Source organism: Chitinophaga tropicalis (assembly GCF_009758205.1).
GTDB classification, from domain to species: Bacteria; Bacteroidota; Bacteroidia; order Chitinophagales; family Chitinophagaceae; genus Chitinophaga; species Chitinophaga tropicalis.
In genome coordinates, this window is record NZ_WRXN01000001.1 from 584,203 (window position 1) to 609,974 (window position 25,772).

Here is a 25,772-nt window from a genome sequence, read left to right on the forward strand (position 1 = left end):
AAAAATGTGGTCCGCCAAGGCGGACCACATTTTTTTTGAGGAATTCTCTCTCTTATTCTACAACCCCGCTTCCGGGAACCGATTCGGATAATCAGTAATAATCCCATCCACACCCAATCCTTTCAGCTTCTTCATCTCCGCCGCCTCCTGCACCGTCCACGGTACTATCTGTATCTTCTTCGAATGACAGAGCTCCACTACCTCCTTCGTTACCAGTGAATAATGCGGATTATAGAACTGCGGTTTAAATCCCAGCCCCTCCAGCTGCTGCGCAGCCGGTGCTTTATCCCCTGTTAAAAATCCCAGCGTCATTTTCGGATACCTGCGGTGCAATACCTGCAGCGGACGGGCATCGAACGATTGTATAATAAGCCTTTTCCCCAACGGCTTCAATTGCTTTACCGCCATCAGCTTATCTATATATTCTTCCGGTACCGGCTGCTCCATCCCATCTGTCTTTTCAGACGATTTTATTTCCAGCAGATAATACACCGGCGGCAGACCATGCAGCTTCGTATATGCCTCCACAGAATCTATCAGTTCCGAAAGGAGAGGAGCATAGCTTTTTATCCTTTGCTGCTCCGGGTATTCAGGATACGCCTTTTCTCCTATCACAAACGGCCTGATACTGCTGTAATCCATTTTATAAAAGGTATAATCCTTCCTGGTCTCTTTCGGGATCTCACTGCCATCTGGCTTAGTAGTATAATCCGGGTTGAAAGAGGCATCATGATATACTACCACCTTCCCGTCTTTTGTGATATGCACATCAAACTCTATTGTATTAGAGCCGGTCTCTATTCCTTTTATCATTGCCGGAATAGTATTTTCCGGCATCAGACCACGGGTGCCTCTGTGCCCTACTTTGTAGAAAGACGGCCTGTCCTGTGCCATAGCGGTAGTTGAAATTGTAAAAGCAGTTGCTGCCAGCATTGCGCGTTGCATTGTTTTCATCCGTTTAACATTTTCCTGCTGTTAAAATAATGATCTCATTTTTTCTACTCCATTAAGTTTATGTTTCGATATGACTTATTTTATTACGATCGATAACCATGCTGCAATAGCTGCCCCTGCCAGCGGCCCCGCTACAGGTATCCAGGCATAATCCCATCCGCTTCCTCCCTTTCCTTTTACCGGCAACAGTGCGTGCATGATCCTTGGCCCCAGGTCCCTCGCAGGATTAATGGCATAGCCGGTAGTACCTCCAAGGCTCAACCCAATAGCCCAGACCAGGAAGGCAACAGGAATGGCTCCGAGAGAGCCCAGTCCCACAGGAGTCTTATCCACTCCAAACGCCGCGTCAGTAAAATGAAAAATAGTGAACAGCAGCACAAAAGTACCCACCACTTCACAGACAAAGTTCCGGCCATTATTCCTGATAGCCGGTGCTGTGCAGAAAGCGGCCTGGATAACGCCAGGCTCATTATCCGCATCAAAATGATCTTTATACTGGTACCAGACCAGGAAAGACCCCAGCATAGCGCCCAGCATCTGGGCAAGTACATATAAAGGGGCCTGCGTCCAGTCAAACTTACCGGCAATAGCAAGAGACAGTGTTACCGCCGGGTTCAGATGCGCCCCGCTATATGGGCCCGTCACTATTACTCCTACAAATACGGCCAGCGCCCAGCCTGTGGTAATCACTATCCATCCGCCTCCTTTCCCTTTGGTTTTATTCAGTATAACATTGGCCACTACGCTGTTCCCTAAAAGAATAAGCAGCGTGGTGCCTGCCAGTTCTGCTATAAAAGGCGACATATTCTTATTCGTTGATTGTTACTGTTTCCTGTGCTGTCAGCTTTGCCCAGGCTTTTACTGCTTTCACCGCATTTCCCCAGCCTTTTATCCAGCGGGCAATCTCTTCCCGGTTGCCTCCTGGTGTGAACGAATGGTCCACTTCCCATTGAGTAGCTATCTCTTCCTTGCTTTTCCAGAAACCAGTAGCCAGCCCCGCAAGGTATGCGGCCCCCATGGCTGTTGTTTCCGTCACTTTAGGCCGTATCACTTTTGTATGCAGGATATCTGCCTGGAACTGCATCAGCAGGTTATTGTTGGTCGCGCCTCCATCCACACGTAATTCTTTGATACTGATGCCGGCATCTGCTTCCATAGCTTTCAGCACTTCCATCGTCTGGTAAGCAATACTCTCCAGGGCAGCCCTGGCAATATGTGCTGCCGTGGTGCCTCTCGTCATTCCAACCAGTGTGCCCCTGGCATGCTGCTCCCAGTGGGGCGCTCCCAGTCCTGCAAAAGCAGGAACAAGATACACGCCGTCATTATGGGCTACTTTGGTGGCCAGGGCCTCCACTTCAGAAGATGACCGTATAATACCCAGCCCATCCCGCAGCCACTGTACAACAGCGCCGGCAATGAAGATGCTTCCCTCCAGGGCGTATTCCACTTTCCCGTTTATCTTCCATGCAATGGTGGTGACCAGGTTATTTTCAGACAGTATCGGTTGCTCCCCTATATTCATCAGCATAAAACACCCCGTGCCATAGGTGTTCTTCACCATACCGGCAGATGTACACATCTGCCCGAACAGGGCGGCATGCTGGTCTCCGGCAATGCCGGCAATAGGGATCGTGACAGAAAAGATACTGGGGGCTGTTTCAGATATTATTTCGCTGGACTGCCGCACCTCCGGCAACATACTTTCGGGGATGCCAAACAGGTCCAGCAGTTCCTTATCCCATTCCAGCGTATGTATATTAAATAACATGGTACGGGAAGCATTGGTAACGTCTGTGGCATGCACTTTCCCTTCTGTCAGGTTCCAGACCAGCCAGGCGTCCACAGTACCGAAGGCCAGCAACCCTTTGGCCGCCTTTTCTCTAGCTCCGGCCACATTGTCCAGTATCCATTTCACTTTGGTGGCAGAGAAGTAGGCGTCTATCACCAGCCCTGTCTTTCCCCTGATCAGCGGCTCATGGCCCGCCGCTTTCAGCTCATCACAAAAGGACGCCGTACGGCGGTCCTGCCACACAATAGCATTATAAACCGGCTTCCCCGTATGACGGTCCCAGACAATTGTTGTCTCCCGCTGATTCGTGATGCCTATTGCGGCAATATCAGTGCCCTTTGCACCGGCTTTAGCCACTGCCTCTGCAGCTACTCCCAGTTGACTGGACCATATCTCCGAAGCATCATGCTCCACCTGGCCAGGGGAGGGGAAGAGCTGTTTGAATTCTTTCTGCGCAACTGATACAATGCCTCCCGCCTTGTTGAACAGGATAGCTCTTGAACTGGTTGTTCCCTGGTCCAGCGCCAGCACATAACGGGGTGTTTCTTTCATAGTATAACGTGAATTTTATAGTAATACACCAACTTGATTTTTACCCTTTAGCCGGCGGCAGGCCATCAAAACCCCTCAGAAAATGACTTTCGCCTTCGAAAGTCATTTTCTGAACAATTTTTACACTATACATCACAAAAAATTAACCCTGGTGTATACCAAATTTATAGTTCAGAATTTATTTTTCTTTTAAATGGTTTCAGTTTATTTCATCTTGACGGGTTACTTTATCTTTCTGCTACATGGCCTCCAGCTATCCTAAAATAGATATTTTGTTAGTTATTTTTCAGTAAGTTAACAGTTAATTGAGCATTTATACGTGATTTTTTCCTTCCTTAAATAAATATTTTTTTTGTCGCAATGTGTCAAATTCAACAACATGAAAGTACTTTTGTAACCAATTGGAAGATGGAAAAAGCATTTAATATTACGTAAGTATGTCAATGATAAATATTGCCGAGCGGCACAAATACATTTTGGACCGCCTGGCTGAGAAAGGGTATGTAAATGTAGTTGACCTCTGTAAAGAGCTGGATGTTTCCGGTGTTACCATTAGGAAAGACCTCAAACTGCTTGAAGATAAGTCCCTCCTGTTCCGTTCTCACGGAGGGGCCACTGTCAACAATCCTTACATTAATGATAAACCGGTAAATGAGAAAGAAAAACTCCGCCGGGAAGAAAAGAACAATATCGCCATTGCCGCCGCAGGATTGATAGCGCCTAACGACGCCATTATTATCTCTTCCGGCACTACCGCTCTGGCCCTGTCAAGGAATATCCATCCCAAAGGGCACCTCACTGTCATCACCCCGGCCCTGAACGTGGCGCAGGAACTGCTCCGCCATCCGGAAATTGAGGTATTGCAGCTGGGAGGTATCGTACGCAACAGTTCCTCTTCAGTTACAGGCACTTATGCACAAAGGATCCTGGAAGACTTCTCCTGCAGCAAGCTTTTCCTCGGTCTGGACGGAATAGATATTGAGTTCGGGCTCACCACCACCAACATCCTGGAAGCCCAGTTAAACCAGCAAATGGTGGCGGCTGCGCAGAAAACCATTGTGCTGGCAGACTCTTCCAAGTTTGGCCGCCGCGGTTTCGGGAAGATCTGTGACCTGGAAGATGTGGATGAGATCATTACTGATAGCGGAATTTCCGCACACATTGTAAAAGCCCTGGAAGAACTGGGCATCAATGTGACCATCGTCTGAGAGTTTGTTTCTATATTATACACTGAGATAAAGCCCTGGTAATTTTTACCGGGGCTTCCTCTTTCAGATATAGATACTGTATAGATACTCCCACTCAAAGCCTACTATAAAGTATGGATAGTGTATGAACTGCGGTAGCTAAACTGCACCACATAGCCTCCCTCGAAACAGATAGAAGTCCACCTTTAATCCATGTCTTAAACACGTCACAGGCATGCTGGGCTCGTCTTCCCTGTACTGTTCCCATATCATCTCCCCCCTTTTTATCATATCGTCTCCACATCACCGCTGTATCACACAACCCTCTAACATACCGCTTCCTCCTTTATAGCATATTTCCGGCTCCCTGAATACTCCCCATATACTCCCTTCTTGCTTTATTTTTACATCCCACAGAAACCCAACATATTACTTTTTTATTCCACCTAACTTCCGCCTTTCAGCGCCTTATTACCCCTTTTTTATACTCCCTTATTATTTAATTCTAACGAATCCCTATACTTTTTTAATCTTTTCTAATTTTTTTGTGTTATACGAATGTTTTCCTAAAAAATACCGGCTTCCTTTAGTATCTTTATACCGTTCCCGAAACAATTACGGTACCTCCACCGCCAATGTAAGCGGGGAAAGGTGTGCCAAGGTCAATAAATCTAAAACTGAATGCAAGAAGTGAAGCAATTGCAAGGACTGTATCACCCGGATTTTGAGCATGATGCATGCGGAACAGGTTTTACTGTCCACATCAAGGGGCGTAAATCCCATCAGATCATCCGGGATGCACTCACCATGTTGGAAAACATGGAACACCGTGGTGCATGTGGCTGTGAACAAAACACTGGTGATGGAGCGGGTATCCTGATTCAGTTGCCACACGAGTTTCTTTATGACGAATGCCTGAAGATAGGCGTTAGCCTCCCTGAATTTGGAAAATACGGGGTAGGCATGGTGTTTTTTCCGAAAGAACCTCGCTGGCGCGAAGAGTGCCGCGAGATTTTAAGCCGGGCGGCCGAAAAGCTGGGACTGGACATTCTGGGTTACCGTAAAGTACCTGTACGTCCGGACGGTATCGGAGAAAGCGCACTTTCAGTAGAACCGGAAATTGAACAGGTATTCTTTGCCTGTCCATACCATATTACAGACAACGACGCTTTCGAACGTAAGCTCTTTGTACTGCGCAATTATGTTTCTAAAACAGTACGCAACACCGTACCGAAAGAGAAAGCACATTTCTATTTTGCCTCTCTTTCCAGCAAAACCATCGTATATAAAGGTCAGTTAACTACTTACCAGGTACGTCATTATTATGCAGATCTCAGCGATGAGAAAATGGTATCCGCTTTCGCGCTGATCCACTCCCGCTTCGCTACCAATACCTTCCCCAGCTGGCGCCTGGCTCACCCTTACCGCTACATTGCGCACAACGGTGAGATCAACACCCTGAAAGGTAACCTGAACTGGCTCCGCGCCGGAGAAAATGACTTCGTTTCCAAATACTTCACCGAAGAAGAAATGGAAATGATCCTTCCAATTGTGGAAGAAGGTCAGTCTGACTCCGCCAGCCTGGACAACGTGGTAGAACTGCTCGCACTCACCGGCCGCTCTCTTCCCCATGTAATGATGATGCTCATCCCCGAAGCCTGGGATGGCAACGAAGATATGGACCCCGTGAAGAAAGCCTTCTACGAATACCATGCTTCCCTCATGGAACCATGGGACGGCCCGGCATGTATCTCCTTCACAGACGGTAAGATCATCGGTGGTACGCTCGACCGTAACGGTCTGCGCCCCGCCCGCTTCGTTGTTACTAAAGACGACCGCGTGATCATGGCCTCCGAAGCAGGTGTCCTGCCCGTAGATCCAAAGAACATAAAAGAAAAAGGCCGCCTGCAGCCCGGTAAAATGTTCATCATCGACATGGAACAGGGCCGCATCATCGGAGACGAAGAGCTGAAACAAACCATCTGCTCCCAGCAACCCTACGGTGAATGGCTGAACAAATACAAAATTCGCCTCGAAGAACTGCCTGAACCTCGTGTTACTTTCAGTCACCTGGAACATGACCAGATCTTTAAATATCAACGCGCCTTCGGTTATACCACCGAAGACCTCAACACCATCATCGCCCCAATGGCGCTGGATGGTAAAGAGCCAATAGGCTCCATGGGTACAGACGTTCCCCTGGCCGTACTGAGCGATCAGCCACAGCACCTGAGCAGCTACTTCAAACAGCTGTTCGCCCAGGTAACCAACCCGCCCATCGATCCTATCCGCGAAAGACTGGTAATGTCCCTCGCTACCTTCGTAGGTAACAACGGCAACCTCCTGGATGAAGATCCGCTGCACTGCCACGGCCTGGCACTGCGTCATCCCATCCTGAACAACTACGAACTGGAAAAGATCCGCAGTATAGACACCGGCCTGTTCCAGGCTAAAACTCTCCACACCTACTTCAGGGCTGACGGCAAACCCGGCTCTCTTGAAAAAGGTCTGGCTCGTCTCTGCCGCTACGCAGTAGATGCCGTAGAAGACGGTTTTGAAGTGATCATCCTGTCAGACAGGGCGCTCGACTCAGAACACGCAGCTATCCCGTCCCTGCTGGCAGCATCTGCCGTACACCACCACCTGATCCGCAAAGGTTACCGCGGCCAGGTAGGCCTGATCGTAGAAGCAGGAGACGTATGGGAAGTACACCACTTCGCATGCCTGCTGGGCTTCGGCGCTACAGCAATCAATCCATACCTGGCACTCAGCACCATCCGCGATATGAAGCTGACAGGTAAACTGGAAACAGACCTGGACGTAGACAAACTGAAAAAGAACTACATCAAGGCTATATGCGAAGGTCTGCTGAAAGTATTCTCTAAAATGGGTATCTCCACCCTGCAATCTTACCAGGGTGCACAGATATTCGAAATACTGGGTATCAACCGCCAGGTGGTAGATAAATACTTCACCGGCGCAGTATCCCGCCTGCAGGGTATGGGCCTCGATGAACTGGCCCGCGAAGCCCTCGCAAAACACTGGATGGGTTACGGACGTAAAGAAACACCGGTACAACGCCTTACAACAGGCGGTATCTACCAGTGGAAACGGAAAGGTGAATTCCACCTCTTCAACCCTACCACCATCCACCTGCTGCAGTATGCTACCCGCATGGGCGACTACGGCACCTTCAAAAAATACTCTAAAGCGGTGAACGACCAGAGCGAAAAAGCAGCCACCCTGCGCAGCCTCTTCGCCTTCAAACGTACCCGTCCTTCCGTTCCGCTGGAAGAAGTGGAAGCAGCAGAAAGCATCCTGAAACGCTTTGCTACAGGTGCCATGAGCTTTGGCTCCATTTCTCACGAAGCACACTCCACACTGGCAGTTGCTATGAACCGTATCGGCGCAAGAAGCAATACCGGCGAGGGTGGGGAAGACGAGATCCGCTACGAGAAACTCCCTAACGGAGACAGCATGCGCTCCTCTATCAAACAGGTAGCCAGCGCCCGTTTCGGTGTAACCAGCAATTATCTGACTAATGCAGACGAGCTGCAGATCAAGATGGCACAGGGCGCTAAACCCGGTGAAGGTGGTCAGCTGCCGGGACATAAAGTGGACGACTGGATCGCTAAAGTGCGCCACTCCACTCCGGGCGTAGGTCTGATCTCTCCGCCGCCACACCACGATATCTATTCTATCGAGGACCTTGCTCAGCTTATATTCGACCTGAAAAATGCCAACCGCGCCGCCCGTATCAGCGTAAAGCTGGTATCCAAAGCAGGTGTAGGCACCATCGCTGCCGGCGTTGCCAAAGCTAAAGCGGATGTTGTACTGATTGCCGGCCATGACGGCGGTACCGGTGCTTCTCCCATCAGCTCCATCAAACATGCCGGCCTGCCATGGGAACTGGGCCTGGCTGAAACTCACCAGACACTGGTAAAGAACAAACTGCGCAGCCGCGTAGTGGTACAGACCGACGGACAGCTCAAAACCGGCCGTGACATCGCCATCGCTACCCTCCTGGGAGCCGAAGAATGGGGTGTTGCTACCGCCGCCCTCGTTGCCGAAGGTTGTATCATGATGCGTAAATGTCACCTGAACACCTGCCCCGTAGGAGTAGCCACTCAGGACCCTGAATTACGCAAACGCTTCAATGGCGACGCAGAAAATGTTGTGAATCTCTTTAAATTCCTGGTCGAAGAGTTCCGCGAAATCATGGCGGACCTCGGCTACCGTACCGTTACTGAAATGGTAGGCCAGGTAGATAACCTCCAGGTACGTGAAAACGTTACCCACTGGAAATTCAAACACCTTGATCTTTCTCCCATCCTCTACAAAGAACCTGCTTCCGAAGAAACAGGCCTCTTCAAACAGGAAGAACAGGACCATGGTATCAGTGAAGTGCTTGACTGGCAACTGCTTAAAGCAGCACAGCCGGCACTGGAGAAAAAATCCCGCGTATTCCAGCAGTTCTCTGTAAAGAATACTGACCGTGCTATCGGTACCATCCTGAGCAACGAAATATCCAAACGTTACGCAGGACCAGGATTACCGGAAGATACCATCCACTACAAATTTGTAGGTTCCGCAGGACAAAGCTTCGGTGCATTCAACACCAAAGGCGTAACCCTGGAACTGGAAGGTGAAGCCAATGACTACTTCGGTAAAGGCCTTTCCGGCGCTAAGCTGATCCTTTATCCACATGCTGAAGCCGCTTTCAAAGCAGAAGAGAACATCATCGCCGGTAACGTTGCCTTCTACGGAGCTACCTCCGGCGAAGCATACATCCGCGGTAAAGCAGGTGAACGCTTCTGCGTACGTAACTCCGGAGCTACCATCGTAGCAGAAGGCGTGGGCGACCATGGTTGCGAATACATGACCGGTGGCAATGCCGTGATCCTCGGAGAAACAGGCCGCAACTTCGGCGCAGGTATGAGTGGCGGTATTGCTTATATATATGATGTGAAAAATAACTTCGCAGGCCGCTGCAACAAGGACATGATCGACCTGGACCCGCTGGACCAGGAAGATGCTGCCCAGCTGCATGACCTCATCACAAAACATCATGCATATACCAACAGTACCGTAGCTAAATTCATACTGAAAGACTGGGAAAATCAGCTGCGTCACTTCGTGAAAGTATTCCCGAAAGAATACAAGGCTGTGCTCAGTGCCAAAAAAACACAGGCACAGAAAGTGGAGAAGTAGTATCATTCTAACATCTAACGAAAAGAGAAATGGGCAAACCAACAGGATTTCTGGAATTTACCCGGGAAATGCCGGGCAAAGCTCCAGCTAAGGAAAGAGTCCAACACTATAACGAATTCGTCGAAAAATATTCAGAGAATAAACTGAATGAACAGTCTGCACGCTGTATGAACTGCGGCGTTCCATTCTGCCACAGCGGATGCCCGCTGGGTAACGTGATCCCCGAGTTCAATGACGCAGTATATCATAAAGACTGGCAGGAAGCATATGAGATCTTAACCAGTACCAACAACTTCCCGGAGTTTACAGGCCGCATCTGCCCGGCTCCGTGCGAAAGCGCCTGCGTATTGGGCATCAATCAGCCTCCTGTTGCTATCGAAGAAATTGAACGCCACATCATCGAAGTCGCATTCGATAAAGGTCTGGTACAGGCAAAAAGCCCCCGCGTTCGTACCGGCAAAAAAGTAGCCGTGATCGGCTCCGGTCCCGCAGGACTGGCAGCTGCAGCACAGTTGAACTATGCCGGCCACAACGTTACCGTGTTTGAAAGAGATGATGCCCCCGGCGGACTGCTCCGCTACGGTATCCCCGACTTCAAGCTGGAAAAATGGGTGATAGACCGCCGTGTAAAACTGATGGAAGAAGAAGGCGTTGTTTTCCAATGCAATGCAAACGTAGGCGTGAACATTAGTGTGAATGACCTGCTGCGCGAGTACAACGCAATCGTACTGGCCGGCGGCTCCACCATCCCCCGCGATCTGAATATCCCCGGCCGTGAGCTGAAAGGCGTTCACTTTGCGATGGACTTCCTCAAACAACAAAACAAACGCGTAAGCAACCGCCCCGTATCGGGCAGCGATATAATGGCTACCGGCAAAAACGTAGTAGTGATCGGCGGTGGCGATACCGGCTCTGACTGTGTCGGCACCTCAAACCGTCATGGCGCTAAAAGCGTTACCCAGCTGGAATTGTTACCAAAACCTCCGGGAGAACGTACCGAATATATGCCATGGCCTACCTTCCCGATGATACTCAAAACATCCTCTTCTCACGAAGAAGGTGCTAACCGCCAGTGGGCCATCGGGACCAAAGAATTTGTAGGTGACGGAAACGGTAACCTGAAAGGATTGAAGATCGTGGCCCTGGAATGGGCACTGGGACAGGACGGCAGACCCGGCAGCTTCAAAGAAGTACCAGGCTCTGAACAGGAACTGCCTTGCGAAGCCGCTTTCCTCGCCATGGGCTTCTTACACCCTCAGCACACCGGCATGCTGGACGAGCTGGGCGTAGAAAAAGATGACCGTGGTAACGTGAAAGCAGGAGAAAAGGCCTTCCAGACCTCCATCCCTAAAGTGTTTGCAGCCGGCGATATGCGTCGTGGCCAGTCCCTGGTGGTTTGGGCCATCAGTGAAGGCCGTGAGTGCGCCCGGAAAGTCGATGAATTCCTCATGGGTGCATCCCAGCTGGAAAGCAAAGACCACTCCCTGCAGGCACTGGCAGTATAATAACTGCCATATCAAAGAACGAGCTTATAAAGATTCTCATAAGCAGGTTTAGATTTTGTTGTAACCTTCAGCCGGGCCGGGTTTTTACCCGGCCTTTTGCTTGCATCACATTTCCTCCCTGCAAGTCAGAATGCGACTTTATTGACACATCCTCCAACCCGCCGCCGCTTTTTTTCGTATATCTTTACACAACTTGAGAGTAACTAAATTATAATCCTACACCTATGCAACGTTTCTTACTGTGCCTCTTTGGGGTGATCTTCGCATTTCCCTCATTTTCCCAACGGAAATTAATACTCAATGCGGTCAACAAAAAGCTTGACAGCGCCAGGCATTATCAAAGGATCCTCATAGTAGGAGAGGGCGGCATGCAATCCCGCATGTTCCTCGACTTCCTTTCTGAAGAACTGATAAAAGACCTCAAAGACCAGGACATCGTCTGCAAATACGAATACCTCGGCGATCCCCACAAAACAAATACAGAAGAAAGCCTCAAAAAAGCTGTCTCCTGGGAACATGATGCCATTCTCCGCTTCTATCCCTTAGCCACCTTCGAAAGCGTGAACGTAGTACAGACACAAACTCCTTACGGGCCCCCCGTTTACAACAGCCGGGGCGCCAGTACCACTCCTCCCGCCAGGGCCGGATATTCCCTCTCTTCACAACAGTACCTCGTAAATGACTTCGACATTGTACTGAATGAGAATAAAGAAACCATCTGGTCAGCAAAACTGTACAGCGCTATTGAATTCGGACGGAACACTGTCTACAAAAGGATCCGCAAAATGATCCTTTCTGACATGGAAAAACAGAACGTCCTCCAAAAATAGCCTCCTCCCTTTCTGAAAAGCACTAAATTTGCTGCCTATGAGGCAGCTGGCATTTTCTTTTCTATTCTGCGTTGCAATCACAGGAACTGCATCCGCACAAAAAGGGACTTCCATTTACGACACACACCAGTTAAAGAAAGGTATCTATAAGGACTTCAAAGAGTTCCGCGCCAATGCGCCCTCACAGACCGGTACCCTGGTCGTAAAAGAAAAGACGCCTGCCGCCCAGGTATACCTGCTCGCAGCCCCGAGCGAACTGCACATAGTAGATTCTGCCGGCCAGGAACATAAAGTGAAAAAGTACTGGGGATATTCCGACGGCAGCAATATCTATATCAAAGACAATGGTCTGAATAAACTGGAGGAAATAGGCTACTACTGCCTGTATCAGATCCGTGCCATCACTTCCGTCACCCCCAACCGGGGCACAGAAGGCATCATCTTCAGCAACACTCCTCCTCCCACCACCAACAGGAAAGTACTGAACATTGTAACGGGCGATATCTATGATCTCACCTTCTACAATCTTCGCAAATATATACTTCCCCAGGACACAGCCTTACTGCGGGAATTCTACCAGGACAGACAGAACAAAGAAAAGCTGGTTTATTATATCCGGAAATTTAACCAGCGGAACACCCCTGCGTTCTAATCCCCGGAAAGCCCCGCCATACCGGGCAAACGCCTGGTATGTGGAAAAGGCCCCGAACATTCTGTCGCTTTTCCTGCCGGAGAAAGAATGGCAGGTACAAATTTTGTTTGTAGATATCAGTTTAAATAAACAGTGCCCTAAAACATTTAAATTCAGTTATTTACTGTAAGTAACTTTTTCATAGTGACAGAACCAGCAATTGACGAAAAACCACATCATGGCCGGCCCTGGTGGAGGTGGTTATTATGGACGCTTGTTGTCCTGCTCATAATACCGGTTATGGCCGTACTGCTTTTGCAGTTAGCCCCTGTTCAGGATTACATCCGCCGGCAGGGAGAACAGTATCTTCAGAAAAAACTTCATACGCAGGTACGCATAGGCTACCTCCGCATGAGGGGATGGAGATACCTGGAACTACGTAACGTATTTGTGGCAGACACTTCCTCCCAGACACTCCTCTTCTCCGGAAGCCTGAAGCTCCGGTACAACCTGTTGGCATTTCTCAACAACGAACTGCGCATCAACAGCCTTGAGTGGGATTCTGTACTGATCAACGTTTACAAAAACATGGGAGACAGTGTGTATAACTTTCAGTTCATCACTGACGCCTTCGGCAACACAGACGCTCCGCCAGACACCCTTTCCTCCGAAACCGGCACTACCATCCAGTTCAGAATAAAAGACATCTCCCTCCGCGCAGTACGCCTCCGTTTTGCAGACGCACCGGAAGGCATGACCGCCGTCGTAACACTGAAAGAACTGCATATAGACCCTGACGATCTGCTGCTCGATGAAGGGCTCTACACCTTCCGCGGCATCCGGCTGGATGGGCTGAAAGGCCTCTACCGCCAGGACTACCGCCCCAAACAACTGGCCAGCGGTGCCCCTCCTCCGGCAGAAACAGATACCTCCGGCACCCCCTTTCACCTGCTGCTCAAAAAGTTACAGATCAGCAACAGCGCCTTCCTCTACACAGACGAAGCCAGCGGGCTCTCTACCGTATGGAAGATCTCCGATCTGCAGCTGACCAACTCCAGCATAGACCTGGACTCTACACTGGTACAGATAGGCAACGTCACCGTTGCCGGTACCACAGGCGCGCTTTCCCTCTCAGCAGCACGGGATACCACCCCGGCTCCGGCAAACAGTACACCCAATACCTGGAAAGTATTGGCTACTAAAGCAGAGATAGAACGGCTGACCATGAAGTACGATGACAATACCGCCCCTGCACCAAGAGGAGCACTAAAAAATGATCCCGACTATAACCACCTGCTTATCACCAACTTCAATACCCTCGTCTCCAATATCCTCTACCAGGAAGACACTACCCGCGCTATCCTGCATAAACTGAACATGCGTGACAAATCCGGCTTTGCCATCAGACAGGCCCACTTTGACTTCCTGTTCACACCACAGTCAGTAGCGCTCAACAATCTCCTCCTGGAAACCAACCGCAGCCTGCTGCGCAAACATATTACACTGAGAGTGCCTTCATGGTCTACCGTGGCTGACAACCTGGACCAGCTCCAGATGCAGGCCAATATCGACTCTTCACATATTGCCCTGGGAGAATGGCTGCCTTTCGTTCCCGATGTTCGCAGCAACAAATACATGCAGCCGCTGTGGGACAAAGAATTATCTCTCACCACAATACTGAAAGGAAGCCTGGGTAAACTGATCATAGAAACATTCCGGGCGGCAGACAATCAGGGCAACCGCATTCATGCCAACGGAGAAGTAGAACATGCTACCGATCCTGATCGCCTTTATGCCAACCTGCCATCTATCTACATCCTCTCCGGCAACAAAGCTCTGCGCTCCTGGCTCCCCCCGGGCACCATGCCTGACACACCACGCCTGCCGGAACAAATGCTCATCACCGGCCGGTTCCTGGGAGGTATGCAGGACATGAAAACACAGCTGGAACTAAAGAGCAATATGGCTAATGCCAGCCTGGCGGCCCGTCTGCAGAATATAACAGACAGTATCCGCGCCCGTTACGATGTGAATATTTCCTCCTTCAACGTAAACCCGGGCTTCCTATTATACGATACCACCATGGGCTGGATGAGCGGAAGGATAGTGGCTAACGGACAGGGCTACACATTCCCCGGCATGCTGCTCACCACAACAGCAAGACTGGATGCCGCTACCTACAACGGGTACACTTATCATGATATAGATGTCAACGCTAAACTGGATAAACAGGACCTGCATGCTGACGGCAGAAGCGCAGACACCAGCCTCACACTGGCCTTCGATATAAACGGTACTCTCAGCGATACCAGCCTGCAAACATTACAGGCCAGCCTCCAGGTAGACAAGGCAGACCTCCATGCTACCAGATGGTACACAGACCCGCTGCTGCTGAAAGGAGATCTCTCCGCCAATTTCACCAGCATGGACCCCACCCGCCTGGAAGGCACCGCTTTCCTGCATGGATGGCAGATAGCTACAGACAAACAGGTATTCACTTTAGACACCATTGCCCTCATAACCCGGTACGAAGACCAGCAATACATTTCACTGGAAGGGCCATTTGGCTTTATCAGGGCAAATGGCATGATAGACTATACAAAGGTGGGCGATGCCTTTAGCAAGATCATTAACAAACCCTTGCAACCATACGATAGCGCCCGCCTGGTACAGGTCCCTGCCGGTCAGGTACTGCAATGGAACGCCTCCCTTTCCTGGCCCCGCAGCCTGAGGGCAATGGCGCCGGGATTAAGGATGGAACAGCCGCTCACCATAAATGGCCGGCTCAATTCAGACAGCTCCCTGATGGTTGTCAACGCTCAGCTGCCAAAACTCCTGTACGATTCTCTCCGCCTGGACAGCCTGAATATAACCGCTCTACTCCACGACACTACACTGAAAGCATCCGCATCCCTGGCCAGCCTGTATCACCAGGTATTACCGCTGCAGCATACCCTGCTTACAGCTACAGCCAATAGCGGTAAAGTGGACTGGGACCTCCTGCTGGACGATGTCAAACGTAAGCCCAAATACAAACTGGGCGGCTATGTTACCTTCCTTCCTGACAGCATGATAGACCTCTCTCTTAAACCAGACCTGCTGCTGAACCGCCAGAACTGGAAAGCAGGAGAGGACAATCACATCCGCCTCAGGAACGGCATGCCCGATACAGCTAACCTGACACTGTCCTTCCAGGAACAATCCATACAGGTACAAACCCTGCGGGACAGCAGTAGCGGCTCCCTGCCGCCCCTACAGGCTACCATCAAAGACTTTAAACTGTCTACTATCACCGCACTGCTGGCGGCGGATACCCTGCTGGCAAACGGTGTACTGAATGCACAGGCTAAAGTGAATAACCTCGATAAATCTCCGCTGATAACCAGTACATTAAAAATAGATTCCCTTGCTTTCAGAGGCACCGCAATAGGCACCCTGAACGCCTCACTGGAAACACCACAGCCCAACCAGTACAAACTGGCGGCTACACTTGCCGGTAATGAGAACGATATGCAGGTGACCGGCACGTATGACAGCACCATCAATGGTAAAATAGAGATCAACAACCTGAAAGTTGCGGCCCTCGAACCATTCACCTTCGGCAACATGACAAGGATGCATGGCTATGCCGACGGACAGTTCTGGATCACCGGCTCTACAGAGAAACCCAAAGTGATAGGCAACCTGCATTTCAGCGATGCTGGCGGCACCGTCACCTATGTTGGCGTTCCTCTTTCCCTTCCGGACGAGAATATCATCCTCGATGAAAAAGGCATACAGTTCAACAAACTTGTTATAACCGATAGTCTTAGTAATGAACTGATAGTGAACGGCCGTATCAACACACCGGATTTTACTGACTACACCTTCAACATGGACATCAACTCCAGCAACTTCATGATACTGGGTAAACAGCAGAACCGTGACCAGCTGTACTATGGCCCTGCGTTTATAGATACCCGTATCAGGATCCGCGGCAATCTTGACCTGCCCCGTGTAGACGCCACCGTAAAGCTGAAAGATAAATCCAGCGTCACCGTTACCCTTCCTTCTGAAGAACCTGGCGTTGCTAACCGTGAAGGAGTGATCGTTTTTGTTGATAAATCCAATCCTGTAGATTCATCCCTCGTGAAACTGACAGACAGCACCCGGTTTGAAAATCCCCGTCTGCAGGGCATCAACTTTTCAGGCGTAGCAGAAATAACCCCGGAATCTACCATTAAGATTATTATCGATCCGGTGAATGGCGACTATGTTCAGGCAAAAGGCACTGCCAATATTAACGCCACACTGGACGCCAGCAGTAAAATGACGCTCACCGGCCGTTACGAGATCCAGGAAGGTAAATATGAAATGTCTCTCAACCAGCTGATCAAACGCTCCTTCTCTATCGAGAAAGGAAGTACTATCACTTTCAGCGGAGACGCCACCAATGCTGATCTTGACATTACCGCACGCTATACTGTCAATGCCCCCGCGGCAGACCTGGTGCAGGATCAGGTAAGCAAACTGGAAGGTGCAGATCGTAATAAATACAAGCAGAGATTACCCTTCTACGTATACCTTAAGATCAAGGGAGAGCTCATGAAACCGGAGATCTCCTTCCAGCTGGATATGCCGGAAGCAGAACAGAACGTTTTCAGCGGCACTGTATATAACCGTATTAAACAGATCAACCAGATACCTTCTGAACTGAATAAACAGGTGATGGGATTACTGGTTCTGAACAGTTTCATTCCTGACGACCCGCTGGCAGGAGAGGGTAGCGGAGATCTCGGCGTAAGCAACATGGCCCGCCAGAGCGTAAGCAAAATCCTGTCCCAGCAACTGAATAACCTGGCCGGTAATCTCATAAAGGGAATAGACCTCAACTTCGACGTTGAATCCGGCGAAGATTATTCCACCGGCTCCGCCCAGGAAACCACCAATCTTAAAGTAGGCGCCTCCAAGAGCCTCTTCAACGACCGGCTCTCTGTCTCTGTCGGCTCAAACGTAATGCTGCAGGGAGAGAACCAGGCCAACCCCAGCTCTCTTGTAGGCGATATTTCTGTTGAATATAAGCTGACGCGCGACGGCCGCTACCGCGTAAGAGTATACCAGCGTAACGATAACTACACAGTCATTGAAGGCCAGGTAGTTGAAACAGGGGTAGCTTTTGCATTGATCATGGACTACGATGATTTTAAAGAGATCTTCCAGCGCTCTAAGAGAGAAAAGAAACAGGAAAAACTCCGTTCTCCCAAAAAAGCCAGTAAGAAATAAAATGACTATAGGAAACAGGCATATAATAATTCTAATTCTTGCAACGCTTTTTGCCATTGGCTTCAGCGCATGCAGTACCACTAAATCTGTCCCCGAAAATGACAGGCTTTACACTGGCGCCAATATTAAATGGGATGGAAGGAAACCCCGCGATTATGGAACACTTACCGCTGCCATGAACAGCCAGATACGCCCCAATCCCAACAGGAAATTTGCCGGGTTGCCTTTCAGATTATGGTTCTATAACCTCGGTAAAAAGCCTAAAGGAAAAGGATTGAATTACCTCCTCCGCGAAAAATGGGGAGAACCGCCCGTACTGTTAAGCAGTGCAAAACCAGACTACACCGCCAACGTACTGGAACAATACCTGGTGGATAACGGTTTCTTCCAGGCAGAAGTAACCTCAGAGATCAAAAACAAGGGAAAGAAAAAAGCATCTATCACCTATACCGCTGTTCCCAATCGCCGCTACCGCATCAAAAGCGTTACTTACGTAACAGACAGCAGCGACCTCGGAAAAGCTGTTGCACGTGCATACAGCAATAGCACCCTGAAACTGAACCGCCCCTTCCGGCTGGACAGCGTCAAGGCAGAACGTGCGCGCATTCATGCCAGGCTTAAAGAACAGGGGTATTACTATTTTACGCCAGATCACCTGCTGGTAGAAGTAGATAGTACCAACAACGGCATGGTAGACCTCTTCGTTACCATCAAAGAAAGTACGCCTGCCCCTGCACGCAGGCCCTACAGGATGAAAAACATCACGCTGTACCCGGACTATTCCCTGGAGAATGACTCTGCCATAAGACGAGGTACTCCGTTTATGTACAACGGTATCCGCATAATAGATTCTACTAAAAAATTCAGGCCCAGTGTGTTTGACCGCTCCATTTTCCTGAAACCGGATAGTTTATACAGGCTCAGTGAACATGAGGTGACTCTTCGCCGCTTAACAGATCTTGGCACCTTTAAGTTTGTAAAAGGACAATTCCGTCCCGTCAGGGGAGACAGCACCCGGCTCAATGCCAGCTTCTTCCTCACTCCTTACCCACGCCGCAGCCTGTCTGTAGAGTTAAGAGGCACTTCCAAATCCAACAACTTCGTAGGTTCAGAGATACGGCTTACGGCCCGCAACCGTAACTGGCTACACGCAGCCAACCTGTTGGAACTGAGTGTTTCCGGCGGTATGGAATGGCAGGTAGGAGGTAATAGCCCCACCGTACAGACAGGAGGCAATTCCTATAACTTCAAAACCGAAGTAGCTGTCACTATTCCCCGCTTCTGGCAACCCTTATTCAACCTGAACGTACGCACACCTTACGTACCGCGTACCCGCATCAGCCTGAGTTATGAGTTGTTCAGCCGCAGTCAGTTATATAATCTGAACGCTTATACTTTCCAGTTCCAGTACATCTGGCGTAAAACGCAGCACCTGGAACATAAATGGTCTCCCATAGCAATCACCTATGTCCTGCCTACCAAAACAACACCGGGGTATGACAGTATCCTGCTTAACGATCCCAGCCAGCGGGCGGCTATTGAAAAGCAATTCATATTGGGCGGCAATTACAACGTGACTTACAACACTCAGGCAGACAACCGTGTACACAGCGTTTACCTGAACGGAGATCTTGATTATTCCGGCAACCTGGCAGGATTGTTCGTTCCTAAGAATAGTTCCGGTTCCAAAGATATCCTGGGCAGCACTTTTGCACAGTTTATCCGTTTAAGTGCCGATGCCCGCCACTACTGGAAACTCACCCGGAAAATGACGTGGATAAACCGCCTCTACGCAGGCTATGGTATTCCTTATGGCAACTCCTCAACACTACCATTTGTAAAACAATACTTTATAGGGGGTAGCAGCAGCTTGCGCGGCTTCAGGGCCAGAACACTGGGGCCCGGCTCCTTCAGAGATACAGTAAGCCGTTTCCTGGCTAATGAGGCCGGAGACGTGAAACTGGAATATAACTCCGAACTGCGGGCCAAACTGACAGGCATCTTCAATGGTGCTGTATTCATTGATGCAGGTAATATCTGGCTGGCCAATGAAGTACCGGAAAAACCAGGCAGTGAGTTTAAGACATCCTCATTCCTGAGCCAGATTGCTGTCGATGCCGGTGTGGGCCTGCGTGTAGACGCATCCATTCTCGTTGTACGCCTCGACCTTGCCTTCCCTTTACGTAAGCCCTGGCTCCCGGCAAACGAAAGATGGGTAATACAGGATATTAAATTTGGTGATCCCGACTGGCGCAAAGAGAACCTCATATTAAATATTGCAATTGGATATCCTTTCTGATTTTTTTAACTTGGGCGGTTCAATTAGCCCTTTCTGATTAGAAGCCTATGATAACAATAAATTATTCTCGCAACATTATTGTACTGCTATGTGCAATACTCTGCTTTGCTTCCTGCAGCAGGAAAGTTACGCAAACCGGTAAGGCGTCTTATTATGCTGATAAGTTCCAGGGAAGAAAGACCGCCAGTGGCGAAACATTCCGCCAGGGCAGGCTTACGGCAGCACATCGTTCATTGCCCTTCGGCACTAAAGTGAAAGTCACCAATATTGCTAACGGGAAATCAGTGAAAGTTCGCATTAATGATAGAGGCCCATTTGCAGAAGGAAGAATCATCGATCTGTCCAAAAAAGCAGCAAAACGTATAGGGATGGTAAATACAGGAGTGGCAAATGTGGAAATAAAATACAGGAAGAAAAAATAGCTCCCTTAATGGGAGCCATTTTTTTTGCACGCATTCTCTGACCATTCACACATGAACGCCTTCACTTATTTCTTCTACCATTTTTTTACAGAAAGCAGGTAGGTCGTTAGGATTGCGACTGGTAACCAGGCCATTATCCACCACTACTTCTTCATCTACCCAGTTGGCGCCTGCATTTGTCAGGTCTGTTTTAAGGGACGGATAAGAAGTAACCCTCCTGCCTTTCAGTTCCCCTGTTTCTATTAATGTCCACGGACCATGGCAGATGGCAGCAATTGGCTTGCTGTCATCAAAAAAGCCAGCTACAAAGTTTACTGCATCCTGGCTTTCACGCAGATGGTCAGGATTCATAACTCCTCCTGGCAACACCAGCGCATCATAATCTTTCGCATTTGCATTTTCCACAGTCTTATCAACCGGATATTCCCCTCCCCAGTCTTTTTTTGCCCAGGCCTTCACTTGCCCCTCTTTCAAAGAAACAACTTCCACCTGCGCACCGGCATTCTGTAAAGCTTCCAGTGGCTGTGTAAATTCAACTTCTTCAAATCCGTCGGCCACAAGGATAGCTACCTTCTTATTACTGAGCTTGTTTTCCATAAAATTTGTTTTATATGATTAGCCAAATACATCAGGGATATTCACAACAAAAACAATTCCTTTTAGAAATTGCAGGAAAAAGGGACTATCCGGGGAAGTTCTCTGTGAACTTTTTTGCTCAGAATTACGTTGTAATTACTCATAAATCTCACATTTCTTGAGTTTTTGAGTATTTTTTTTGGAATTATTGATGCAGTATTGTTATTTGCACGCACTATCGCTCTTACCATATTCTCATGAGAAGCAATTAGCTATGTTGTAATACAACCCGTGATGTTCCCTGATGAGAATAAGATAGCATTGTTACTTATCCAGTCTCTATTAATTCCCTTTTTTGTACTGCGTTTGTACCTCCGTAAAAATTTACGGCGGTGAATAATGCACCATTTATTACTGTGTCTCCATATCCTATCTTAAATAACCAATCTGGCTGCCGGTGGTGTCTTCGCCGGCAGTTTCTTTTTTATGATCCGGGCAATACCAGCATAACATAGACAAGTACACGTATTATACTATGGTTTATCTATGATCTGTACACAAATTTTGCATTAATTTTAATCCACAAGCCCGGATTAAACATTTCTGACATGTCGAAGCCTTCCCGCATATTGCCCTTACAGGTACTGGATACCCTGAACCCTTTCAAGGTAAAGAAACAGCGTATCATGAACTACAACCCTGCAACAGGGCCATCTACCCGTAAGCCGGCAGAGCATATCAGGATCTCCATTTTTGACTATGATGCACCACAGTGCCAGGAAGTAACTACTGATAATGTGGAAGTTATATTCAAACATATCAACAACAAGAGAACTGTCTGGGTCAATATAGATGGGATCAACCCAACAGCTGTTCACGAAATATGCATGCGGCTGGGGGTACATTATCTCCTGGAAGATGATATTATGAGCGTTGGCCAGCGGGCCAAGATGGACGAGATAGGAGACCACCTGTTCTGTCTCCTGCCCATGATCTATTTCAATAAAGAAAGCTCTACCATAGAACAGGAGCAGATCAGCATAGTACTGGGAAAACATTTCGTGATCTCTTTCCAGGAAGATCCTATAAGAGATGTCTTTGATCCTGTAAGAGAAAGACTGCGCATAGAACGCTCCAGGATCAGGAACGCCGGGGCCGACTATCTCTGTTATTCCTTGCTGGACACCATTGTAGACAGCTATTTCAATATCATGGAAAAGCTGGGAGAGAAGATAGAACTGATGGAAGATCTCGTGCAGCACCAGCCTGGCCCGCGTACACAGGCCCGCATCAACTTCCTCAGAAGGGAATTGCTACTGTTCAAACGGGCTATCGTTCCGGTAAGAGAACTGATCAACGGATTTCTGAAAAGTGAGAGCGATCTGCTGGAAGAACGTACCACCAAATATTTCAAGGATATATACGATCACATTATCCAGGCAACAGACCTTTCTGAGAACTACCGGGATGTTGTGAATAACCTTCAGGACCAGTACAACACTCAGATCAACCTGAAAATGAATGAGATAATGAAAGTACTGGCAGTGGTAACCACTTTAATGGCCCCGCTTACTTTTGTAGCCGGCATTTACGGTATGAACTTCGATAACATGCCGGAAATACATACGCAGAACGGCTATTTCATTACCCTGGCTGTTATGTTCGTCATGCTGGTTGGCATGATATACCTCTTCAAAAGAAGGAACTGGTTCTGATAAACTACTTCTTCTTATAGATAGGCACAGTAGAACAGGGCTCTCCGTACATCAGGCTTTTTACCACAGGTCTTAACAGGCGGGTGATCTCAACATAAGCAGCCTCGCCGGCGCCTTTATCTCCGCAGCCCTTGATAACTATGCGTTTATCCGCATATTCATTCACATCTATTGCAGCCAGGTTTTTCATGAACTGCACCTTAAACACATCTTCCTTACTGCCAAAGGCAGCAAAATTTGCCACCGGCTCCAGGTAGGTCATTACCAGCATATATGCCCAAAAGGGGATCACCGCATCTGCAGAACAGAAAATGGCTACATTTTTATTACGGTATTGTTCCCAGTCCCATGTCTGCAGGGCAGCACGGAAGTCTTTCTCTTTCAATATCATTTCCATAAAGAGATGCTGCTTCATATCAAACTCCACAGTTTCCTCTTTTGGGTAATAATCTTCCAGGTCAATGGTCAGTAATCCACTTTGTGCTACTTTATTTACAATCTCTTCCATAATATCCGCTTTGATACAAAATTACGAAAAATGCGAAAGGCCGTCCACTCGGGTGGACGGCCTTTCGCTATTTTATCAGTTATTTGAAGATCCCTTAAAAGAACTTACCGCGGTTGTCCTCAACTTTGCTCAGTTTCTTAAGCACGAGGAACAGCTGCTGGTCAAGTGCAGAAGCTACGCTCTGCTCATAAGCCCTGCTCACGCTCTTAGCATCCTGTGCCTGGGTAGTAGGCTGGAAAGCATCTACTCTCAGTACATATACGCCTGCGTTACCTTCAACAGGAGCGCTTATTTTACCTGGTCCCCAGGCTGGATTGTAGATAGCGCCAACTACACGTGGCTCATAACCCATTGAAGCAATGAAAGGAGAACCAAAGTTAATGCCTTCTGCTTTCTGTTCCGGCTGTTTGGTAGCCTTCACAACAGCATCCAGAGAAGCAGGAGATTTCAGTTCAGCAATGATGCTTTCTGCTTTTTTATGTTTTTTCACTTCAGCTTCAACAGCAGGCCTTACTTCATCCAGGGAAGCAGTACCTTCTTCGCGGATAGCGCTTAACACAGCTACAACATAGGTGTTATCGAAAGTAAACACATTACTTACGTCGCCTTTCTTGGCTTCATACGCCCAACGTACCAGCTCGCGTGCCTGGCCAACACCGGAAATCACGTGGTCCATAGGGTGGAGGTTGTCAGCAATACGTTTATTAAGACCTTTCTCCTGGATCGTTTTTTCAAAAGTTTTCTGGTCGCGGTTTTTAGAAGCAAATTCATTTGCGTCAGCATAAGCTTTGCTGTCTGTTTCGCGGCTTGGAGAAACTGGTTTTGCGAGGTAAGCTATTTTCAGCGCCTGGCCAATGTTCTTCCTTTCCATTACCTGGATCAGGTGGTAACCAGCCAGTGTTTTCACAACATCAATAGTACCTTGTTCCTTTTCAAGCGCAAAATCTTTGAACTCTTTCAGGAAATCTGTAGAAGGAGTTACATCATATTCACCGCCGGTAGCTTTGCTGGCTACGTCGTCAGTATACTGATCAACCAACGCTTTGAAATCAGCGCCGCCTTTCACAGCATTTTTAATACTGTCTATACGTACTTTGGCAATAGAATCAGGTAAACCACCCTGCTGTCCGGAAGCTATTAATATATGACGCACTTTAACACTGTCTGGCAGCATCTTCCTGTCTATCATTTTAGCGAACACGATCAGGTTGTTGTCATAATAAGGACCAAACACTGCACCTACAGGGAGAGAAGCGATGGTATCTTTCTGAGGTACCATCAGTGCACTTTTCGCTACATAACCATCATAAAAAGGAAGGTCAGAGTTGCGGTTAATAAAACCTGCAATATCATTTATGCTGGTAGTATCCATTTCTGCTTTTTCATCAAACAGAACTTTCAGAGCAGCAGCACTGTCAGCAGCAGAAGGAATTACGTTGAAAGCCAGGTATTCAACTTTACGTGATTCCTCAGTTTTGAACATCTCTTTATGATCATCAATATATGCCTTCAGTTCACTGTCAGTTACTTTAACAGTAGAATCTGCAATAGTAGAATATGGAACAGCTACATAAGATACTGACGCATACTGGGAATTATCTTTGATCTGCTGCTCAGCCATCCATTTAGGATAGTAAACAGCTTTACTGATCAGGGAAAGATATTTAGCAGAGATCCTGGACTGAGCAATATAGTCTTCCAGCTCCAGCAGTCTTGCACGGGTCTGACCGGTTTTATCCTGGCCAACACTCTGCAGGATCTGTTGCATCCTGGCGCGGTCAAACTGACCGGTCTTCTCATCTGTAAATTGTCTTACTATAACCGGGTTAGGGTTTTTACCGTTAAACTGGTCAGATATCTCAGCTTCAGAAACCGCAATACCCAGTTTTTCATACTGAGCATTCAGGATCTTTTCACTCAGGAACTGGTTCCATGCTGTTTCGCGTGCCTGCTGACTCAGCTGATCATTCAGAGAACCGGTAGGGTTTCCCTGGCGCAACCTGTCTTCAACAACTTTGATCCTTTGCTGGTATTCTGACAAATCCAGTTCTTCACCATTTACTTTACCAACAGTGGTAGAACGGCGCATTATAGAGTTTCTGCCAAAAAAGGCATCTTGTAGCAGGAAACTAACAATAGCGAGGCAGATCACCACAACGATCACCACAGCATATTTATCCCTGATCTTCTGAATAACTGACATATATTATATAGTCTAAATTTTTAAGGAAAGCAAAAATAGAATAAAATTACTGTAACTGCAAAACAGTTTTTTTAAGCTCAAACCCAATACAGTAAAGGGTTTGAAGCGAATCCGCAGGAAGGGTATTT

15 protein-coding genes are annotated in these 25,772 nt (G+C 48.4%); 9 read left to right on the forward strand and 6 right to left on the reverse strand.

Going from position 1 to position 25,772, the window contains the following annotated elements; all coding sequences use genetic code 11:
• Positions 1–57 precede the first annotated feature (57 nt).
• From GO493_RS02500 to glpK, 3 genes are all read right to left on the reverse strand, one after another.
• On the reverse strand, positions 58–954 hold the full coding sequence (locus tag GO493_RS02500; protein ID WP_198315438.1) for a glycerophosphodiester phosphodiesterase family protein: 897 nt from the start codon (positions 952–954) through the stop codon (positions 58–60).
• A gap of 75 nt (positions 955–1,029) precedes the next feature.
• Positions 1,030–1,758 carry an MIP/aquaporin family protein gene (locus GO493_RS02505; RefSeq protein WP_157304515.1) on the reverse strand — a complete coding sequence of 243 codons (729 nt, stop codon included), beginning with the start codon at positions 1,756–1,758 and terminating at the stop codon, positions 1,030–1,032.
• 4 nt (positions 1,759–1,762) lie between these two features.
• On the reverse strand, positions 1,763–3,295 hold the full coding sequence (gene glpK / locus GO493_RS02510) for a glycerol kinase GlpK (protein ID WP_157304516.1): 1,533 nt from the start codon (positions 3,293–3,295) through the stop codon (positions 1,763–1,765).
• 437 nt (positions 3,296–3,732) lie between these two features.
• Here glpK and GO493_RS02515 point away from each other — a divergent pair, with 437 nt between their 5' ends.
• The 8 genes from GO493_RS02515 to GO493_RS02550 all read left to right on the forward strand — a co-directional run bounded on the left by GO493_RS02515 (position 3,733) and on the right by GO493_RS02550 (position 20,642).
• Positions 3,733–4,503, forward strand: coding sequence for a DeoR/GlpR family DNA-binding transcription regulator (locus GO493_RS02515; protein WP_157304518.1), 771 nt, complete (start codon positions 3,733–3,735; stop codon positions 4,501–4,503).
• Positions 4,504–5,163: 660 nt separating this feature from the next.
• Positions 5,164–9,693 (forward strand): glutamate synthase large subunit, encoded by a 4,530-nt coding sequence (gltB, locus tag GO493_RS02520; RefSeq protein ID WP_157304519.1) that lies wholly within the window; start codon positions 5,164–5,166, stop codon positions 9,691–9,693.
• Positions 9,694–9,722: 29 nt separating this feature from the next.
• Positions 9,723–11,198: a glutamate synthase subunit beta gene (locus tag GO493_RS02525; RefSeq protein WP_157304520.1), complete on the forward strand. Its 1,476-nt coding sequence runs from the start codon at positions 9,723–9,725 to the stop codon at positions 11,196–11,198.
• 224 nt (positions 11,199–11,422) lie between these two features.
• Positions 11,423–12,028 (forward strand): hypothetical protein, encoded by a 606-nt coding sequence (locus GO493_RS02530; protein ID WP_157304522.1) that lies wholly within the window; start codon positions 11,423–11,425, stop codon positions 12,026–12,028.
• A gap of 37 nt (positions 12,029–12,065) precedes the next feature.
• The gene (locus GO493_RS02535) at positions 12,066–12,680 is read left to right on the forward strand and encodes a hypothetical protein (protein WP_157304524.1); all 615 of its coding nucleotides are present in this window, start codon (positions 12,066–12,068) and stop codon (positions 12,678–12,680) included.
• A 183-nt stretch (positions 12,681–12,863) separates the two neighbouring features.
• Positions 12,864–17,921 (forward strand): translocation/assembly module TamB domain-containing protein, encoded by a 5,058-nt coding sequence (locus GO493_RS31310; protein ID WP_157304525.1) that lies wholly within the window; start codon positions 12,864–12,866, stop codon positions 17,919–17,921.
• Between the two features lies 1 nt (position 17,922).
• Positions 17,923–20,220, forward strand: a complete 2,298-nt coding sequence (tamL, locus tag GO493_RS02545) for a translocation and assembly module lipoprotein TamL (protein ID WP_157304527.1) — start codon at positions 17,923–17,925, stop codon at positions 20,218–20,220.
• 47 nt (positions 20,221–20,267) lie between these two features.
• Entirely contained in the window at positions 20,268–20,642 is a 375-nt protein-coding gene (locus GO493_RS02550; RefSeq protein WP_157304528.1) for a septal ring lytic transglycosylase RlpA family protein, read from the forward strand.
• Between the two features lie 45 nt (positions 20,643–20,687).
• Here the strand turns inward: GO493_RS02550 and GO493_RS02555 are convergent, their stop codons facing one another.
• Entirely contained in the window at positions 20,688–21,239 is a 552-nt protein-coding gene (locus GO493_RS02555) for a type 1 glutamine amidotransferase domain-containing protein (RefSeq protein ID WP_157304530.1), read from the reverse strand.
• Positions 21,240–21,826: 587 nt separating this feature from the next.
• On the opposite strand from GO493_RS02555, the gene corA reads away from it, so the two are divergent.
• The gene (corA, locus tag GO493_RS02560; protein WP_157304531.1) at positions 21,827–22,933 is read left to right on the forward strand and encodes a magnesium/cobalt transporter CorA; all 1,107 of its coding nucleotides are present in this window, start codon (positions 21,827–21,829) and stop codon (positions 22,931–22,933) included.
• Between the two features lie 4 nt (positions 22,934–22,937).
• On the opposite strand, the gene GO493_RS02565 is transcribed toward corA, so the two are convergent.
• Positions 22,938–23,441, reverse strand: coding sequence for a DUF2480 family protein (locus GO493_RS02565; protein WP_157304533.1), 504 nt, complete (start codon positions 23,439–23,441; stop codon positions 22,938–22,940).
• A 94-nt stretch (positions 23,442–23,535) separates the two neighbouring features.
• Complete coding sequence (locus GO493_RS02570) at positions 23,536–25,644, reverse strand: peptidylprolyl isomerase (RefSeq protein WP_157304534.1); 2,109 nt, start codon at positions 25,642–25,644, stop codon at positions 23,536–23,538.
• Positions 25,645–25,772 lie beyond the last annotated feature (128 nt).